This is a genomic window from Flavobacterium sp. (genome assembly GCF_044368625.1).
Taxonomy (GTDB): domain Bacteria; phylum Bacteroidota; class Bacteroidia; order Flavobacteriales; family Flavobacteriaceae; genus Flavobacterium.
Genome location: NZ_JBIPPD010000320.1, coordinates 1 through 2,653, shown reverse-complemented (window position 1 = coordinate 2,653; position 2,653 = coordinate 1). Strand labels below are relative to the sequence as shown.

Here is a 2,653-nt window from a genome sequence, read left to right as displayed (position 1 = left end):
GAAAGATTCTGAAGATGAAATAAATAAAATTTCAAATGTTTACACTGATGCATTATTTAAAAAATACGAACAACATTTAGTCACTTTAAAAAGTAAGTTTCCAACTGCTATTGAAATTCAATATTTCGAAAAGCAAAGTAAAACTTTTCAAAAGCAAGCTTTTTTTCAAAAATACAAATTAGCTCTTATTGCAATTCCATTTATAATTTTTATTATTTGGGGAATAACTAGTGGTTATTTTGAACGCTCCGACAATGAAACACGTGAAAGAAAAAACGAACTTATTGACAAAATTTTTAAATAATAACAATTCGTAAATATAAAACCGAACGCACAACAGGCGTTTGGCAAGATTGCGAATTTTGTAGTAAATTCACGTTTATTTCTCGCAAGAAATTTTATCTTTAACAGAAAATAATCGGTTCCGAAGTTCGCAACCTCGCCAAGCGCCGGAACGTTATAGCCAATGCCTTCGAAAACGACGTAAAAAACAATTATGGGAACTTGGGGAACAGGAATTAAATCAAATGACACATCGGGAGATATTTATGATGACTTTTTCAAGTTGTACAATGAGGGGAAAACCGTCAAAGAAATCTCTGAAAAATTAATTACCGAAAACAAAGAATTAATTGAAGACAAATACGATTCAAATAATTTTTGGTTTGCATTAGCTTTATGTCAATGGGAATCTAAGGAGTTAGAAACTTCACTTTTTGAAAAGGTAAAAAAAATAATAGAATCTAAAACTGACCTTGTAATTTGGAAAGAGTTAGACGCAACAGATGCTGATATTAAAGAACGTGAAATTGAATTAAATAAATTTCTAACAAAACTACAAACAGAGAAAAAAGTTGCGAAAAAAATAGTTAAAACAAAGTATTATAATTCGATATTTATAAAAGGTGATTGCTTCATTTTCAAAATGATTGACGGTAATTATGGCGGTGCATTTGTATTAACAGATGAGCAAAATACGGAAGTTGGAACAAATTTTATTGCATTAACCGATATAAGTAAAATTGAAAAACCAACTCTTGACGATTTTAAAGAAGCAAATGTTTATGTTAGAAGAGAAACAGATGTAAATCATTTGTTTGCTAAATTTGGAAAAATAAAAATTGAGATTAATGATATTCCTCAAATTGGAATGGTTAATGCGATAGATTTTAAAAAAGAGAAAATAGAGTTTGAAAAAATTGGTAATCTAAAACTGTATAAACAATACAAAATTGGAAATAGTTATAGAGGAATTCCTTGGAATCAACTTTTACAAATATTACCAAATAAAGAAAATGATGAAAAAGAATACGGAAAACCGAAAACTAAAATAAAAATAAGTAAATGGACAAAATGGCACTGGCTATAACAGGCGTTTGGCAAGATTGCGAATTTTGTAGTAAATTCAGGTTTATTTCTCGCAAGAAATTTTATCTTTAACAGAAAATAATCGGTTCCGAAGTTCGCAACCTCGCCAAGCGCCGGAACGTTATGTGCAAGGCTACGATTGACGTTCTAAATCAAATATTCTTTGTTTTAACACCAAAACTGCACGTTCGTCCATATGAAGTTCTGCCATTGCTAAAATTGATTTATTTTCTTCAATCATTTTAAATTTTGCATAATCTTCCATCAATGAATAAACTTCATTTGGTGTGTAATCTCCTGCTACATAACCATCGTCTTGTTTCTCTAAAAATTGTTTTGGTGTCATTTCGTTTCAAATTAAATTTAGTGCTGATAATCCGCCCAGCACATAACAGCGGTTTGGCAAAAGCTGCCATTAAACATTCTGCGAACTTTAAACTTTCCGTTAGGCAGCCTTCGCCAAGCCGCCAAACGTTATGCCTTATTTTACAGAAAGTAACCGTTCAACTTCTCTTAAAGTATTCGCATCCGATTTTCTCACTAATTCAGCTAAAGAATGAGCCTTTGAATTTACATAAATATCATCTTCTTTTTCTTGTTCGGTAAATACGTTTTTTCTTGTTGAACTATCAATTTTATAAAGCATACTTCTTTTATTTATAGTTCTACCAAATTGACAAATATATTCCTTGTCAGTTTCTTCAATGATTTCTATTTTAACAAAATGTTCATCATAAAAAGGCGCATTTCTTTTTATACCGTCTTTTTCATAAACTCGTCTGTTTACATCGAAATGATAAAAACAAGGCATAACAGCGGTTTTGTCGCATTGTGGTGCTTGGTCTTTATTTGTATTCATAGTTTTTAAATTTAATGATTAGTTATTTTTTGTTAGGTTTGGTCTTAAATCGCCACAACGACGACAAAGCCACAGGACGTTATGCCTCATTGTAGGGCGACCGATCAAACATCAACATTCGTGCTGACATCGGACGACAAAAACCAACGCTTCGCAAAATTAAAAGAGCTGTTTTGCCAACACACAAGCCTACACAAAAACACCACATTTAATTTTGGCCAACCGCACCCAAAGCCCACCCACCAAACGACAATACGGGCAATTAAAAATTAAATCACAACTTTATAAATTAAATTGTATCTTTACCCTAGTTCTTTGACTAAAATCAATTTAATAGTCAAACAATTTTAACTAAAAGTATGGAACCAAGTAAATTCTTGGGCTGTCGTGCAACTGTAATTTCTTGTAAAAGAATAAGCCAGATAC

4 protein-coding genes are annotated in these 2,653 nt (G+C 31.5%); 2 read left to right on the top strand and 2 right to left on the bottom strand.

Annotated elements, in window-relative coordinates; all coding sequences use genetic code 11:
- Together ACIQ2X_RS15590 and ACIQ2X_RS15585 are read left to right on the top strand one after the other, a co-directional pair.
- Positions 1-304: hypothetical protein (locus ACIQ2X_RS15590; protein ID WP_396179892.1), on the top strand; the 304-nt coding region annotated here is incomplete at its 5' end.
- Between the two features lie 192 nt (positions 305-496).
- The gene (locus ACIQ2X_RS15585) at positions 497-1,369 is read left to right on the top strand and encodes a hypothetical protein (RefSeq protein ID WP_396179891.1); all 873 of its coding nucleotides are present in this window, start codon (positions 497-499) and stop codon (positions 1,367-1,369) included.
- A gap of 132 nt (positions 1,370-1,501) precedes the next feature.
- Here ACIQ2X_RS15585 and ACIQ2X_RS15580 read toward each other — a convergent pair whose 3' ends face one another.
- Complete coding sequence (locus ACIQ2X_RS15580; RefSeq protein ID WP_396179890.1) at positions 1,502-1,714, bottom strand: hypothetical protein; 213 nt, start codon at positions 1,712-1,714, stop codon at positions 1,502-1,504.
- A 135-nt stretch (positions 1,715-1,849) separates the two neighbouring features.
- Complete coding sequence (locus ACIQ2X_RS15575) at positions 1,850-2,227, bottom strand: hypothetical protein (protein WP_396179889.1); 378 nt, start codon at positions 2,225-2,227, stop codon at positions 1,850-1,852.
- Between the last annotated feature and the right edge of the window lie 426 nt (positions 2,228-2,653).